Origin of the sequence: Acinetobacter legionensis, assembly GCF_048552295.1 — a bacterium.
GTDB lineage: Bacteria > Pseudomonadota > Gammaproteobacteria > Pseudomonadales > Moraxellaceae > Acinetobacter.
This window is the reverse complement of the sequence record NZ_JBIMCW010000012.1, coordinates 42,884-57,715: the sequence shown is the minus strand read 5'-3', so window position 1 is coordinate 57,715 and position 14,832 is coordinate 42,884. Positions and strand designations below refer to the sequence as shown.

Genomic DNA, 14,832 nt, shown 5'->3' with positions numbered 1-14,832 from the left:
TTTATGTGGTATTTCGCTTGGATTCTTGGGATCTTGATGGCGTGTTTTGCAGGTGTGTTAAGCGCACTCTATATTGAACATCATCAAGATTTGGATGAGGAATAAACCATGACAGAGATCGCAATGACAACAAAAGAAAGAAAGCCGAATAAGTTTGCAATGGCCATTTCGTTTTTGATGGCATTGCCTCTTGCTGCGGTATTATTGATTCACCCTGGCGCAATGCTTGATGCCAATGGTCATTATAACCATAGTGCGCTCATGATGGTGATGATTGGTATTTCAGGTGGCTTTATACATGGGGTAGGATTTCTACCACAGTTTTGGTTATGGAAATGGTTATTTAGCCCCTATGTTGCATGGCCACTCATGCTATGGGGCTATTACACTTGGTTCTTGAGCTAAATCCAAAATTTAAAACAATAAGACCCTGATTTATTTAGGGTTTTATTTTAATTAGATGAAACGCTACTTTTAACACTCTTTCTCATTTCGATTAAATGCAAATCTACAATAGGTAGGCCTACATTTGCAGTTAAAGGATAATCCGCCACTTCACCCGTTTGAACATAGCCACGGCGCTGATAATAAGCAATCAATTCATAACGTACACTTAAAACCCACATAACGAAATGCGTAAAATGGCAAGGGTTGGATAGAACTTTGTCATGCACATACCGTTCAGCAAAATCTAAAACGTATTTGCCAATACCTTGATTCTGTAATTGAGCTGCAATACAAAATGTGCCGATTTCCACATCATGCTGGGTAAAAGTCAGACCAATACATGCGACAATTTGCTCCTCCAATTCAGCAACAAATAACTGAAAATTATCCTGAGTCAATGCTTGTTCTAATTGCTTGGCATTGATACGATCACCCGCGACAATTTCTGATTCACTTGTCCAACTACGACCTTCTTGCTGCCGATAGGCAGAATTAATCAGATCAACTAAATGTGTAATGTCAGATATTCGTACTGTTCTAAAATTAAGCTGATATTTTATCAAGTTTTATTTCTGTCATATTAAAGCTGAGTAAAGTACTTTATAAAACGAAAATGGTAGCGAGAAAAGCCTTATTCTCACTCCATTCCGTCTTACCCATAAAATAATTTATAATCATCAAGATGATGAATATTATATCAATCAAACCATTTATGCTTTTGCACTATTTAATCATATCTGGTGTGTCTATCATGTGGCGACATCAATGTCGCCCATTATCTGTGAAAATGCGGGGGGTATTGCACGTCCCCCCTCGCCAAACAAACGCAAAACAAAGTACAGTTTTGTTTGTAGCACAAGATTGGTATTTCCCTACAAAAGTGAGACATTGCCTACACAAAGATATTTAAATTTTCAAGAAAAGATGGGGAAGTGCAAACTCCACAGAACTATAAACTAACTTTTATAAAATTGTATTATTCAGTTAAATACAAAAAAAGACCATCGAAATGGTCTTTCACATGTACTCAAAATTATTGCTCAGCTAACCAAGTCATAAACTTCTGACGTTCCGCCTTACTTGCATTTTGCCAGATTTGAATCAATTGGCGATCTGCTGGATTGGCATCACTTAAGGCTTGAGTGGTCTTAGTAACTGTGGTTGCTGCTGGTGACTGGCTTGTCGTTGTTGCATATACAGCCGCTGGTTGATTTACTGGCGCTTTCTTACTTGAAGTTAAATCAATCACTTTGCCAAATAACCCAGAACCTAACCAAGGCTTCGCTTCAGTATTTACACCAGTCTGTTGTACCACGAGGCGATTTTTATTGTCATAAATCGCAATCGTTGGTTGTTCTGAATACTTTTTTGCATCTTCAAAACGCTGAGGCGGATTCACTAAAGCAATTTTATAAGTTTGACCATCTTTTAAATCTGGCGCTGTCACTGTGACTACACCCGATTTTAAAATATCGTGTTCACCATTTAAATGTTCAAAATATTGCTGGTAACGAACACTTACTGCAACTTGACCTGCATCGACTTTATATTCATTCTTTTTACGGATTAAACCTGAATTCACTTCTTGATCGTTCACCGCCAATACTACAATTTCTTCTGGCGCAGATAAGGTGACTGCTGCAAAAACTGATCCGCTTAGCATTAAAGCTAATGCAGCAACGCCGTATTTAAATGCCATATTGCTCTACTCTTATGTCAAAAATATGTAAAATTTATTGCACTATGCAATGTCGTGATGACAGTTTTATGACAATGGTGATTTGTTCTAATTTTTATAATGAAAATATTTTCATTTTACTTATCACATAATTTCTCATTTACTGGAATAAAATCATTCATCTGCTTGTCCTGAAATCACATTTTAAAATTATTTCTTCTTATCTAAAACAAGATCCTTTGAATAGCACACATTCAGAATAAGCATAACTCTAAAAACAAATTAAAAGGATGTTCCCCATGAATAAGAAAACCATATCCTGATTTAAAGCAATAATAACGAGATATATCATTATTATTACAGCTGTTTGTCGTAGCTTATGCCACACAAACTATATATAGTAGCAACCGGTTACGCCACTCAAGCTAACCCTGTACAACGCTCAAAAAATACCCGTAGCAAAATTGGCCACAGTTAGGCAATTAGCTATAAATACATATAGTCATCACTAATCAAAATAAAAAATAGTGCTAGCAACCAATGCCTTTATTTTGATGTATTACGATGCACTCAGTCATATAACCTAAAATTCTTCTGGTCAAATCTGAGTGTTTTTTAGTCAATAAGGTCCGTTCTACCTATGAATCAAACTCCTCATTGTCTAATGCTTTGACCCCTCTTTAAATGTCACCAATAGTCAAAACATCATTATTAGAGGGATGAATGTACCGACATTAAAGGCCACCATTGCCCAAGCCAATGATGAATGAATTTAATGGACAAGCCAATGTTATGGCAGATACTGGTGGACTCAGTATCATGCATCAACATTATGATGCGCACAATATCTGACTGGCTATAGACCTACCCTGACACAAGCGTTTCAATTACAAAAATTGCGGATGAAGAAACACTTCGATTAGGCATTTATTCATCAAAATTTAAAAAAATGGCTAAAAATACACCATCAGCTTTGGTATTCATGAACAAGAGAAAAATCCTACAACCGATGTGGGATAAGTCATTAATACGCGATTTTGCTAAACTTAACGATTTTATAGTGTCACTCTGTTTAAAAAATTTAGGCTTACGTGGTGATATCCTTGTGGGCATCAATAAATTTAAATTAATGTTCACCCCTATCTCATTATTCCAGCACCACTCACCGCAACCAATCTGGCCAATGTGCAACATCGTATTGCGATTGTACGTAATGGTTTCAATGTACTGAATAAATGGAAACAAAAGATATTCTTTGTGTCATGGAATCCAACCATCAGTTGCATATTGGCAAGGGTAATGGCTTATAACAACCCTTAGGTGCACGATAAATCCTAAACCGCCACAATGCAAAACATTACACTTTTTTCAAAGCGACTACATTTTGAGCACAGTTCTTGCTTGTTTAATATCGTGTATATCGCACAATAAAAATACTCAACAAAAAATGAGGTGCAACATGATTTTTAAAGACCATATAGTTCGTGTTGAAAACATTAAAACGATGCAAATGCTGGATAAAGCTAAGTTAGATCATCAAGTTATTGCGATGTTTATGACTTGCGAAGGCATTCCCTTAAAAAGCAGTGAAGTGACTGCGCTTTTAAAGGAATATGAAATGCTAGGACAGCACAGAGTTCCAGTTAAAAAAGCCAAGGCATTGCTTCAAGCTAAAATGGAGCATTTTGAGGATTCTGAATTACCGTGTCCTGCTGCTTACTAAGGCATATAACCATTAGGATTATTGTTTAAATCACCTTTTATCGGTAAATAGAATCAATAGATACGTTCTATTTACCGCATTTAAACCATATACAAGCTTCAGTTCTCCAAGGCCCCACATCGTTACTTTTGCAATGGGATTATAAATATTTGCTTTTCAAAATGATAATATAAGTCAGACTGCGCTATTTGTCCTGCAATAATTCTGAATGGTCAATATGTTTTGACGCAACGAAGCGACCAATATAACGGTTCTCAATCGGGTCATTTTGAATATTTTAAGTTCTTTGAGCAAGAAAATACCATAACAGCATTCTACATACGGACCAGAGGGAAAGATTAAAAAATGATCTCATTTAGAAACATCTAAACTTGCACTCAACTGGATTGAATCGTTGAGATTTAGTTTTTTGAATATCATTGAATAACAATACAATGGCTTCAATCATGATCGAATATGTATATTTTATAAAACATTCAATTTAAGCAATCAGCTTTCATCTATATAGATGTGTATAATGAAAAGTCCTTAATAATTTATACATTTATCTATATGCTTCAAATTCTGCAAAAACAGCTGGATGAAAGTACATTTTGCCCGCTTTGTCAGGCAAGTATGTATTATGTTGAAGCTGAAGAATTTGAGAAAGAAGTCAGTTTTCACCAATGTAGCCATTGCAATCATCAAGTTTTTCAAAACAATCAACGTAACTGTCATTGTGAAACATGTCAAAGCAAACGGCGTAAACTGATTAAAGAAACTCGCTTGCAAGAAACCCGTAAGCTAAAGAAAAAAGATAACTTTGAATTAGGTTTAGACCAGCTCAGTTTTTTACATAAATTATTTTTACTGAGTATTTTAGACAATCAGGTGCATGAAAATACCAACCATCAAGAGTTTATTGATTGGGAAGTAATTAAATATCATCCCATTACACCCAATTACTATTTTCAAAGTCAACTTCTCAATCAGCTGATTAAAGATAATGTTTTTGTCGCCAAAGATTTTAGCGATGATGCCCACCAATACTATATCAACGTTCGTTTGGATGGTTATTCTGAACCGAGTATGTTTAGTATTGCAACACAACTACGCCATTGGTTCTATGAGAATCTAAGCCAAGGTATCCCATTTAAAACATCCGATGAAGTGAAAAATGCACTCTATGTTGTGCTGTATCAAGAAATTGTACAGTTTACCCAACATTATTGCCGCACGTGGGGTATCCAGATTTCGGGTAATAAAAACTTCCAAATCTTCTGTTATCACCTACTCGACACATTGGCCGTTGGGCAAATTTTCTATCTTATTCAAACTGCGCTTGAATATTTATATCAAAAAAAGGCGCTACAAGTTCGTAACGAAAACTTTATAAATACCAATATTCTCAAAAAAACAGTACAACAATATAGAGAACGTGCAATTGCAGAAAAATGGGAAACCTCAACCCTGCCACGCCCACCGAATATTCCATTGAGTAGAATGAGTGAAATACTGTTTTATCGGTTTTTAGGCTACGATGAAGGTATCTTCTTTCAACCTGTGTGGAAATCATGGAAAAAGATCGAACCCCGGTTAAATTTCTATTCACAAAAGCGCTGTATGTATTGTGGCTCAAACGAATTGACAGTTGAGTACGATGCACAAAATTATGTGACATTATTTTGTCGCAGTTGCAAACACCAAGACCACTACTTTACTCAGTAAGGAGCATCTATGAATCATCCTGAAAATATTACCCATTCTCAAACGGATCAACTTCATACGCACACTGATGTCATTTTACAAAAAGTTGTGGATGCTTGGACTGAGTTGCAAACTCAACAGCCCTTAGTCCAGTGTATTACCAATAGTGTCGCAGCAAATTATGCTGCCAACGTCTTGTTAGCTGCTGGGGCTTCACCGGCGATGATTGATAACCCATTTGAGGCTGAAAGCTTTGCGTCTATTGCTGCAGCATTAAGTATCAATGTGGGAACGCCTACGTCTGAACAAATGCAGGCCATGCAGATTTCAGCACAAACTGTAACAAGTAAAAATATACCGTGGGTTCTCGACCCTGTTGGTTATGGTGCATTTCTCAAATGGCGCAGTGAAATGGTCGATCAATTGGTTTTGCTTAAACCGAGTATTATTCGTGGCAATGCTTCAGAGATCAGTACACTTGCCGGTAATCAGGTTGAATCCAAAGGTGTAGACAGTACTGTTTCGAGTAATGAAGTCTATTTGCAAGCTTTAGCACTTTTAACCCATACTGAATGTGTTGCAATTTCTGGTGAATCTGACTTTATTCTTTCTAAACAGCTCAATAGCGTGATTCAGGTTAATGGCGGAAGTTTTTTACAGCCTAAAGTTACGGCAACAGGTTGCGCTTTAGGCGCATTAATTGCAGCGTATAGTGCGGTCACAACAGTCACGATCGCAGCAGTCTCTGCACATATCCATTTTGCGATTGCAGGAAAATTAGCTTTTGAAAAAGCCCAATCTGTTGGGAGCTTTAATGTCGCATTTCTAGATGAAATACATCAAATGAGTGCGGATAAAATTTGGCAATATGCTGATATAGAAGTCTTAAGTCTTTAGAGTACAAATATAAACTTGCTTTTAATCATTAAAATTAAGCTTAAACCGATTATGAAACCACATATGTCATTACAAGAAGAGAAATTGTTTTGGGACGCAATAGACCAGTCGAACCACAACAAAGATGCTCACTGGTCTGACTATGATATTGACCAGCATTTACAAGATCTTGTGCAATATTTATCTCAGTTGGATAAACAACAACTGATTATTTTTGAAAAAACACTTCAGCTCAAACTCTCACAACTCTATAGCGCTGAAATCGCAGAACTCTCGACAATTCTAGAATCTGAATTTACGGAAAAAGATGGTATTTTCAATTTTGATGCTTATCTATCAGATGATGGTTTTATTTATTTTAGATGTTGGTTAATCCTCAAAGGCAAGGATTTCTTTGATGACATACAAGAAGATATTCAAAACTTTGTTAGCAGAAAATATAGTTTTGATATAGGCGACACTTGGGCTGAGGGTCTACTCTATGTTGCTGATGAAGCATATAGCGTTCATTATGAAAATGAAGAAGAGTCTGAGATTCGTGATGCAGTATATTTACAACATCCAGAACATCACTATGATTTTGCAGCAGGCAAGATTGAAAGAGATTTACTCAATGGTGTTGAGTTACAAGCACGATATCCAAAACTGGTTAAAGCAATATGCGAACTTAGAAATAAATAAGTAAAAGATTGGGGCTTATCTTTTAAGCCCAATCTGATTATTTTTGCACGAAAACTTTTTTATAAATTTCTCGTGGCATTTCAGCAAACTCTACACAGAGCTGAATTTCTAAACCCTGTGCAGAATAATCTTCAAATGACTGTAAAAATTGCGATAAATTTTCAGTCATTAAATCTTTTTGTGGTTCAGTACGACCACTTAGACCTTGTAAACGTACAAAAATAAATGCCTGCTTACTCTGCTCGCCACTTTCATCCCCAAAGCCAATCAAATAATCCGAAACTGATTGAATACGGGATTTAATATCATGTGCTTGCCCCACTAACCCTGTATCGAACAGTGCATGATTTAAGCCCAACATCAATTTCTTTTTATCTAAATTTTGAATATTGTCAGAATAATCAATAAATATTTGTGGCATGGTATTAACCGTTTGAAAGCACTAGATATTGATAAAAATTATAGCATTAATATATAAAAAAACTGTAAAATTAACGCTAAATTAGCATTTTAGCGCTTAGATTTATGAGAACTATAAAAGAAAAAGCAAGTCGTAAAGGTGTTATTTTTTAGCTTACCTTTAGCTCTACAAATTTACTTCCAAATACTAAATTTTCTAAATGATAGGGAATTCGAGATAAATCAAACACTAATCTATATTTCGTTGATTTTAATCTGTAAATATTACTTTAAGTTTGAATCTTTTTTAAAAGCTAGACATTGGGCTTAAGTTAGCATCTTAATTATTTCAAACATTTTTTACACTACATTGATTATATTTTTCAGCTGTATCAATATTCCACAAGCTAAAACCATTCTCACTTGCTGATTTTAGTTTTAGCATTTGTGGCATATATCCCATAAATGAATCTTAGCTAATTCATATTACGAAGTACTTGGATAATTAAGATTATACCGATTTTAGAGACTCTACATAAATATAGAGTCTCGTTAATTTAAATTCTGGCATGTGTACCATACTTATCGATCATAATTGAACTCGCTTCATTTAAACCACGTACTGTGACGTTGATTCCATTCTTACGAAATTTGCTTACAACAGAATCCAACATCGCAACAGATGTGACATCCCAAATATGGGAGTGAGTCAAATCGATAATGACATTTGAAATTTTCTCATTGAAGTCAAAGCTTTGCATAAATTTTTCAGAAGAGCTAAAGAAAATCTGACCGCTTAAATCATATAAACGTGCTGATTCTTCAAAAGCAGACTTCACCTGAATATCATTTTCTAATTTAATGGCAAGAAATAGCGCTGAAAGCAAAACGCCACTGAGTACACCTAATGCGAGGTTATGAGTAGCCACGACCACTATGACAGTCATGATCATCACAACATTACTACTTTTAGGATTTGCTTTAAAGCTAGTTAGAGAACGCCATTCAAAGGTACTAATAGAGACCATAATCATTACAGCAACCAATGCAGCCATTGGAATCACTTTGAGCCAGTCACTAATAAACACAACAAGAATAAGAAGAAAAATACCTGCTGAGAATGTTGATAGGCGAGTTAAACCGCCAGATTTCACATTAATCATAGATTGACCGATCATTGCGCAACCCGCCATTCCGCCCATAAAACCAGATGCAATATTGGCGATTCCTTGCCCTTTGCATTCCTGATATTTATCACTTGGTGTATCCGTCATTTCATCCACGATCGTCGCTGTCATCATAGATTCAAGTAAACCAACTGCCGCTAATGCGAATGAATACGGCAAGATAATCTTCAATGTTTCAACATTCAAAGGGATGTCTGGAAGTAAAAATATTGGAAGCGTATCAGGCAAAGCCCCCATATCCCCAACTGTTCGCACATCAAATCCAAGACTCATTGCCAATATCGTAATTGCAATAATACACACAAGCGGTGAAGGCAGTATTTTTCCTAATTTTGGAATGAGCGGAAATAAATAAATGATTACCAAACCTAATGCAACCAAAGCATAAACATGCCACGTCACATTCACAAATTCAGGCAACTGAGCCATAAAAATTAAGATAGCTAAAGCATTCACAAAGCCAATCACTACAGATTTAGAAACAAACCGCATTAACTTCGCTAACTTCAAATAGCCTGCAAATATTTGAATCACACCCGTTAAAATTGTTGCAGCAAGTAAATATTCAAGGCCATGCTCTTTTACTAAAGTGACCATAAGCAATGCCATAGCGCCTGTTGCTGCCGAAATCATTGCTGGACGTCCCCCAACAAACGAAATCACGACGGCGATACAAAATGATGCATATAAACCCACTTTTGGATCTACACCAGCAATAATTGAAAAAGCAATAGCTTCGGGGATGAGTGCAAGCCCCACAACAAGTCCAGCAAGCACATCCCCACGGATGTTAGAGAACCATTGTTCTCGGATATTAGATAACATAAATAGCGCCTATTTTTTTGATTTTTTGATAGGCTAGTGATGTGATATACGACACACAAACGACTACACCACATCACTAGACAGTGATGAGTTATTTACAAATTAGAAGAGGTAAATAAACTTAAGGTGGCGTAAGTGTCATAAAAAAGCACTGGTTTTGAAGGAAGTTAAAGTGCGAGTATAGCATCCAAATTTACTACACAGCTATACGATGCTGAAATTCACTTTAATTTTAGAATAAGAATAACCATGAGATGAAACATTTCTGGACTAGGGCGCTTTATGGTTCTTTATCTCATTCAAAGCACGACATCTATTGTATTCTATTGATAGACCTTAACAAAATCATCAATAAACATCTGTGTTAATGCATTCTTTTTCACTTAAAACGATTGAATCATAAGATCTGAGATGCAACAGTAGCATTGATCACCAATTCTAGATTTTCAAAATCATCAAATTGCTCAAACTCAAAATCGATCTTGATTTTCGCAATCACTTTTAGATAACCGTCACGACTTTCAATAAATGCCAATTGGTATAAATCGACAGGATTATGGATACTTTTAATGGTAAAACACCCATTAAATGCATCACATTCATTTTCATCAAAAACCAACGTCAACCCAAGCAAATCTTTTAAAAATGGAGATGGTAGCTCCAACCCTTCAAAAGAAATATTTGAATCTATCAATTCATGCGCATAATAAAATGGGCACAACTGAAAGCTGAGATTATAACTATTAGAATATTTGCATTTAGACAAAATAGCTAAACGTGGACTTAATAACTTTTTCTCAAATTTAGCCATTAATTCATCACTAAAAACATCTATCACTCAACAAATAACAATGCCAAACGTACCTGATCATAGCCCATTTTGGGACTGGTTAAATCAACGATTGGACGCAATTTAATCGCACCATCATCATTAAAATGACTTGGATCTTGACGTTTCTTCAATTTTTTATAGATCACACGAATTTTTTCTACAACTTCTTCACCAGGATTTGCAATCGAGATATCTAAACCTTGCTCTCGATGTAAACGAGCCAAATGATTGATAATCGTCGCAGGAGTTAATCCACGTTCAACCGCAATATCCTGAATCTCATACCCACTCTCGAACAATTCACGTGTTTCATCAAGTGTTGCCGAGGCATAATTGGTTTTACCACTATTACGCGCCAGCTTCTTCTCATTACGTTCAATCTCAGTGGTATTTAAAGTCCCGCCACAATGACGAATAAAAGCATTGTGCTGTGAAGTTAAATCTGAATCTGCATAATGCACTTCGGCTTCATTAGATAACTCTTGAAAACGGCGATCTGCTTTAATTGCAAGACTATCCAGTTCCAATGCCTGATCATTAAAACCTAACAATCTTAAACCCTGAATCGATTTAAGCCGTGATAAAGCCACATAACCCTGACCTTTTTCAAAAGTATGGCTTAAGTTGATTTCCGCAGCTTCCAAGGTCATCCCTTGTGATTTATGAATAGTAATCGCCCAAGCTAATCGTAATGGTACTTGTTGTAGACTGGCGATGGTTTTACCACCTTCATTGTCAACAGACCATGTTTCTGGCGCAACCAATAAGGTTGTACCATCGGTCATTTTGACTTTAGGCAACATTCCCAGTTCATCGTCCTCTTCAAAACCAATAACTTCACCTAAACTACCGTTGATATAACCCATATCGAAGTTATTTTTAACGAACATGACTTTGGCATGTTTTTTAAGCGTCAACTCGTCAGGCGCACGTACAGAAGATTTCAATGTTTCGATCAGCTTTTCATTACCATCTGTGACCGCTACAAATTGATGATCATCCCCTTCAATCGCATTGAGATGCTGAAAGTTGATGCTATCCACATCCATATTGTGGGTATACAAACGCGTGTAGGTATCACCAATGTCTTGATTACGGGTATCTTGTAGCGCTTGAATATGCTGTGGCTGAATATTCTGGGCACGAATCGCATTGAGTACGTCATTCAATGCCGAATCATCTTGACGATGCTGCTCTGTCAGGTAGCAAACACGAAATTTTGCTTCAACCCAAGCGGTTGACATAAAACAAAATTTATCTCGATTTAATTCGCTGTTTTTACCTACTGGTGGCAACTGGAAAAAATCTCCGGCTGCAATCACTTGAATTCCACCGAAAGCATCATCAGATTCTTTAAAATATTTTAAAACTTGATTGACTAAATTTAGCTGCTTGGCATGTAACATTGAAATTTCATCAATGATCAAGACTTGGGCATTTTCTAAATGCTCTTTTAAGTATTTACGCTCTTTCATACGCTTTAAATCATCATCAGTCAGCGTATCTTTGATCCCAATACCTGCCCAAGTATGAATCGTCATACCATTCATATGTGTTGCTGCAATCCCCGTAGATGCTGTAATTGCAACAGGGACTTTGCGTGCTTTTAAATAATTGATGTACTGATTAAGCGTATAGGTTTTTCCTGCACCAGCAGATCCAGTCAAAAAGACATTTTCACCCGCTTTCATAAGTTTGAGTGCAGTTTCTTGTTTCATAACAGCCTTGAATTACCTAAACAGGATGGGACGGCTATAGCCTAACGATTTTTGTATAAAAAGTTAAGCCAAATGCATCACGAAAAGTGAATTAAAGCCAAGCAGCCCACTTAAAAATGATCTGCGTCAAACTATAAGTTTCCCAATTCTTCATTGGGTTGAATACTGCTTTTCCATTTTAAATGCTGATTTACATCATCAATAAAAGCTTGAGCTTTCAATATATAGAACTCATCAGGAATAAGATTATTGGGTAAACGCAATTGATCAAAGACCAAACATCCTAATTTGTAATAACAACCCAAAGTCATTTCCTGCGTCACATCATCAACTTTCGATACATGAAATGCTACATATTCTCGATCTACAATCCGCGCACAATAGGACAATGCCAAACAGTGTTTAAACACCAACGACTCTTGAATAATTCGTTTTAGGCTATTCAGTTCCTCATAGCACCACTCATCAAAATAAATCTTTTGCATTGGTGCAACGCGATCCCAATGATCTACATCTATTTTTTCTTTAAGTGTCGATAAGGTATCAACAAAATAATGATGTTGATGCCAACGCTGTGCTTGCTGATATAAACCAGACCAAGTGACATTTCGCTCTATATCGTGATGATCATTAAATAAATGCATCACATAGTCCAAAACAAAGCTGTCGTATATACTCGGGTTAGATGCACGACCGATCTGCATGTGTTTCAGTTTTTTACGAAAATCATCGACTGTTATATTTTGCTTTTGCAACTGAATAAAGAATTCAGCATGTTGTTGTCGTTGCGGATCAATAAATTTAATCAGTTGTTTGGGCAAGCCCTGAGCAATGTGTTGTACAAACAGCATAAATGCTTGAATGATTCGATTTATCTTAAGGTATATTTTTTTATACATCTGCGGTTGATCTGCTAACATCAACGCAGCAAAATCCAACCATTCTTCGATATATAAATAAGAATGAGAAATCGTTTTCTTATTCGATTTATTTTCAATCTCTGTTTTTAAAAAACTATAACGATTGTTCTTTGGGTTGTTTTGCCATTCATTTGTAATTGCAAAGGAATGGCATTCAATTAAAAATAGCCGTGCTGCAATATTTTTAAAATACTTTAAAACACTTACAGTGACTTCAGGATAAATCTTTGAAGTATCAATCAAACTTAATGCTGTGATTGTGATCCGGACATTGGGGTCCTTTATATGTCGACTAATCCAATCATTGACCTGTTCATCTTGTTTAAATAGCCAATTTGCAGTGCGCTTAAGACTACAAATTGGAATTTGTGGAACTTGATCCTGTTCCCAATATTCAGCATCTTTTTGTAAAAAGTGCTGCTTGCTCAATAAATCCTGATATTGCCAAAAACCGCGTTTCATATATTTTGCATAAGCAAGCATTTGCGGTTGTTGTTGAGCATGTACCGCCAGCAATTGATAACTTGCAAAATACTGGCTGAGTTCTTTTAAGCGTAATGATTCTGGGTGAAAAATCTTTAAAATACGCAAATAATGCGCTGGAATAAACTGATCTAAAGAAAAAATGGCCTGTTGAAATTTGGGTACCAATGACTGAATCGGTAAAAACTCTTGACCCAATACAGAATTAATCAGCACTAAATGCTTAATGTTAATTTCAACACTTAAAGGAATCGCTTTACCATATTTGGCAAAATCAGAAACATAGGCATAATCAAAATATTCATAGTGCAGTAAAATTTGATCAATACGCTCTGCATCTGCTTCACTAATATTATATAAATACTGCTCTACCCGATTTTCACCATCCACCCACTCAAAAACCTGCTCAATCAGCGTTTGGCGGATGATTTGGGCTTTGGTCTTTAAATCAGTTGGATGTATCTCATGATATTTTGTTGTATAAAAATAAATATTTTCTGAGAAATATTGAACAAAACGATTGATATTAATTTTATTTTCTAAACAACGCGGTAACTTTTCAAAATTTAAATCAAAAATTAAACCCTTTTCTTCATCAAAGTAGATATTGAGTAACTGATTTGCCAGACTGAATTTATGCTGCTGTGGATCAAACTGGAAAAAGTTGTGCGCAGTAATCTCGGACAAATAGTCAAATTGATCAAGATAAATCTTATTTAAATTTGCTGAAACCTGAAGTAATTCTTGAGCAGCAAGCTGGTGTCTATCTGGCAGCTGCTCCTGAACTGTCTGCACCATATTTGCCTCAATCCATCTCTTACATATATTGAATTTATTAGGGTCTGTTGACACTTCTTCTATATTTGCGACAACGAGTTTTTTTAGACGATTCGAGGCACGAAATACGAAATTTAGTCAGCTAAATGAGTAGTTCGTAACGACGTAGCGACAAAAAAACTCTAGTCCCGAAGGGTTATGGTTAAAATTATCTCAGTCTGTGTTATGAAACTCGAAAATAGTCTCGCTATTCTCTTCGTTTCATGCCTTGCCTGCTCAATTTTAGCCTACAACGCAAGCCATTTATGAAATGTTAACAGACCCTATTGTAGGCGAACAATTTTACAAAACAAATTGAATTCCAATTATCTTTTGCAAAAGTTTGTTTAAACTGAGCTGTGATCGTGTAACGGGTTTTATCTTTATTGATTCTAATTTATCCATTCTTTATTCATTATTTAAAATCTATTTTAATTATATGTTATTTATTCAATTAAATTTTTATAAAAAAGATCCCCTTACTTTTCAAAAAAACTAAGGGGATCTCTAACGCAACACATTTGAAATTTTCACTAAAAT

Annotated in this window: 13 protein-coding genes; 6 read left to right on the top strand and 7 right to left on the bottom strand. The window is 35.8% G+C overall.

Features of this window, described 5'->3' with window-relative positions:
• The first annotated feature begins 3 nt into the window (after nucleotides 1-3).
• Entirely contained in the window at nucleotides 4-105 is a 102-nt protein-coding gene (gene cydX / locus ACG916_RS11210; protein ID WP_002120988.1) for a cytochrome bd-I oxidase subunit CydX, read from the top strand.
• A gap of 3 nt (nucleotides 106-108) precedes the next feature.
• Complete coding sequence (locus ACG916_RS11205) at nucleotides 109-405, top strand: cyd operon YbgE family protein (protein ID WP_336950768.1); 297 nt, start codon at nucleotides 109-111, stop codon at nucleotides 403-405.
• A 47-nt stretch (nucleotides 406-452) separates the two neighbouring features.
• Here ACG916_RS11205 and ACG916_RS11200 read toward each other — a convergent pair whose 3' ends face one another.
• Together ACG916_RS11200 and ACG916_RS11195 are read right to left on the bottom strand one after the other, a co-directional pair.
• Nucleotides 453-1,010 carry a GNAT family N-acetyltransferase gene (locus tag ACG916_RS11200; protein ID WP_336950767.1) on the bottom strand — a complete coding sequence of 186 codons (558 nt, stop codon included), beginning with the start codon at nucleotides 1,008-1,010 and terminating at the stop codon, nucleotides 453-455.
• 470 nt (nucleotides 1,011-1,480) lie between these two features.
• Nucleotides 1,481-2,146, bottom strand: a complete 666-nt coding sequence (locus ACG916_RS11195) for a YccT family protein (RefSeq protein WP_419327339.1) — start codon at nucleotides 2,144-2,146, stop codon at nucleotides 1,481-1,483.
• Nucleotides 2,147-3,584: 1,438 nt separating this feature from the next.
• Here ACG916_RS11195 and ACG916_RS11190 point away from each other — a divergent pair.
• The 4 genes from ACG916_RS11190 to ACG916_RS11175 all read left to right on the top strand — a co-directional run bounded on the left by ACG916_RS11190 (nucleotide 3,585) and on the right by ACG916_RS11175 (nucleotide 7,112).
• Nucleotides 3,585-3,848, top strand: coding sequence for a hypothetical protein (locus tag ACG916_RS11190; protein ID WP_419327340.1), 264 nt, complete (start codon nucleotides 3,585-3,587; stop codon nucleotides 3,846-3,848).
• Between the two features lie 552 nt (nucleotides 3,849-4,400).
• Complete coding sequence (locus ACG916_RS11185) at nucleotides 4,401-5,555, top strand: hypothetical protein (RefSeq protein ID WP_336950764.1); 1,155 nt, start codon at nucleotides 4,401-4,403, stop codon at nucleotides 5,553-5,555.
• A 9-nt stretch (nucleotides 5,556-5,564) separates the two neighbouring features.
• On the top strand, nucleotides 5,565-6,431 hold the full coding sequence (gene thiM / locus ACG916_RS11180; RefSeq protein WP_419327341.1) for a hydroxyethylthiazole kinase: 867 nt from the start codon (nucleotides 5,565-5,567) through the stop codon (nucleotides 6,429-6,431).
• Nucleotides 6,432-6,494: 63 nt separating this feature from the next.
• On the top strand, nucleotides 6,495-7,112 hold the full coding sequence (locus ACG916_RS11175; RefSeq protein ID WP_419327342.1) for a DUF4240 domain-containing protein: 618 nt from the start codon (nucleotides 6,495-6,497) through the stop codon (nucleotides 7,110-7,112).
• 37 nt (nucleotides 7,113-7,149) lie between these two features.
• On the opposite strand, the gene ACG916_RS11170 is transcribed toward ACG916_RS11175, so the two are convergent.
• The 5 genes from ACG916_RS11170 to ACG916_RS11150 form a co-directional block, all read right to left on the bottom strand.
• The gene (locus ACG916_RS11170) at nucleotides 7,150-7,533 is read right to left on the bottom strand and encodes a 5-carboxymethyl-2-hydroxymuconate Delta-isomerase (protein ID WP_419327343.1); all 384 of its coding nucleotides are present in this window, start codon (nucleotides 7,531-7,533) and stop codon (nucleotides 7,150-7,152) included.
• 535 nt (nucleotides 7,534-8,068) lie between these two features.
• Complete coding sequence (locus ACG916_RS11165; RefSeq protein ID WP_336950760.1) at nucleotides 8,069-9,523, bottom strand: SulP family inorganic anion transporter; 1,455 nt, start codon at nucleotides 9,521-9,523, stop codon at nucleotides 8,069-8,071.
• A 397-nt stretch (nucleotides 9,524-9,920) separates the two neighbouring features.
• Nucleotides 9,921-10,334 carry a hypothetical protein gene (locus ACG916_RS11160; protein WP_262086329.1) on the bottom strand — a complete coding sequence of 138 codons (414 nt, stop codon included), beginning with the start codon at nucleotides 10,332-10,334 and terminating at the stop codon, nucleotides 9,921-9,923.
• 23 nt (nucleotides 10,335-10,357) lie between these two features.
• Nucleotides 10,358-12,073, bottom strand: coding sequence for a DEAD/DEAH box helicase (locus tag ACG916_RS11155; RefSeq protein WP_336950759.1), 1,716 nt, complete (start codon nucleotides 12,071-12,073; stop codon nucleotides 10,358-10,360).
• Between the two features lie 131 nt (nucleotides 12,074-12,204).
• Nucleotides 12,205-14,274: a hypothetical protein gene (locus ACG916_RS11150; RefSeq protein WP_419327344.1), complete on the bottom strand. Its 2,070-nt coding sequence runs from the start codon at nucleotides 14,272-14,274 to the stop codon at nucleotides 12,205-12,207.
• Nucleotides 14,275-14,832: the final 558 nt, after the last annotated feature.

Bases quoted from the DNA above. Each gene is read 5' to 3' on its own strand.
- cydX (WP_002120988.1), top strand. From the start codon at position 4: ATGTGGTATTTCGCTTGGATTCTTGGGATCTTGATGGCGTGTTTTGCA.
- ACG916_RS11205 (WP_336950768.1), top strand. From the start codon at position 109: ATGACAGAGATCGCAATGACAACAAAAGAAAGAAAGCCGAATAAGTTT.
- ACG916_RS11195 (WP_419327339.1), bottom strand. From the start codon at position 2,146: ATGGCATTTAAATACGGCGTTGCTGCATTAGCTTTAATGCTAAGCGGA.
- ACG916_RS11190 (WP_419327340.1), top strand. From the start codon at position 3,585: ATGATTTTTAAAGACCATATAGTTCGTGTTGAAAACATTAAAACGATG.
- ACG916_RS11185 (WP_336950764.1), top strand. From the start codon at position 4,401: ATGCTTCAAATTCTGCAAAAACAGCTGGATGAAAGTACATTTTGCCCG.
- thiM (WP_419327341.1), top strand. From the start codon at position 5,565: ATGAATCATCCTGAAAATATTACCCATTCTCAAACGGATCAACTTCAT.
- ACG916_RS11175 (WP_419327342.1), top strand. From the start codon at position 6,495: ATGTCATTACAAGAAGAGAAATTGTTTTGGGACGCAATAGACCAGTCG.
- ACG916_RS11170 (WP_419327343.1), bottom strand. From the start codon at position 7,533: ATGCCACAAATATTTATTGATTATTCTGACAATATTCAAAATTTAGAT.
- ACG916_RS11165 (WP_336950760.1), bottom strand. From the start codon at position 9,523: ATGTTATCTAATATCCGAGAACAATGGTTCTCTAACATCCGTGGGGAT.
- ACG916_RS11160 (WP_262086329.1), bottom strand. From the start codon at position 10,334: ATGGCTAAATTTGAGAAAAAGTTATTAAGTCCACGTTTAGCTATTTTG.
- ACG916_RS11155 (WP_336950759.1), bottom strand. From the start codon at position 12,073: ATGAAACAAGAAACTGCACTCAAACTTATGAAAGCGGGTGAAAATGTC.
- ACG916_RS11150 (WP_419327344.1), bottom strand. From the start codon at position 14,274: ATGGTGCAGACAGTTCAGGAGCAGCTGCCAGATAGACACCAGCTTGCT.